General features: G+C 55.8%; 1 pseudogene. It reads right to left on the reverse strand.

From position 1 onward, the window contains the following. Positions 1-428: pseudogene (locus ACI77I_RS32180) on the reverse strand (hydrolase or metal-binding protein); the annotation flags it as partial. Between the last annotated feature and the right edge of the window lie 31 nt (positions 429-459).

The raw sequence follows: 459 nt of genomic DNA on the forward strand, positions 1-459 counted from the left end.
TCATCGCCAATCACTACGTTTAGTCGTCCATAAGGCTTGCAGGCGTTTCCCTGGGCGAGGGAGCAGCCATCCGGTGATGGGCAGGGCAGCGTTTTGATGCCGTCGTCACATTGACGCTTACAGGTCTCGCCGTTGCCAACGCAGCGTGGTCGTCCGGTTGCACGGTCGAACAGGCTGTAGTCGGCCCGAAAGTTAAGGTCCGGCTCGTTGAACAACAACCGGATGGGAATGCTACGTAGTTTGTTTTCTGAAGCCTTGCGCAGTTCTTCGTCCAAGGGATGCAGCAGCCAGCCATCCCGATTTTGCACTTGGGACGTGATGGTGAATTGATCGTCTTTTTCCGGCAGGCGCTTGCCGTTTTTCTCGACCACTTTGCCGATAGAAATACGGCCGAGTACCGGCGGGGTAATAGCCAGACCTTTGAGCATGGTGGTTCTCCATTGAGAGCAAACAGGGGGG

The sequence above is a fragment of the Pseudomonas sp. D47 genome, assembly GCF_045447305.1.
Lineage (GTDB): Bacteria > Pseudomonadota > Gammaproteobacteria > Pseudomonadales > Pseudomonadaceae > Aquipseudomonas.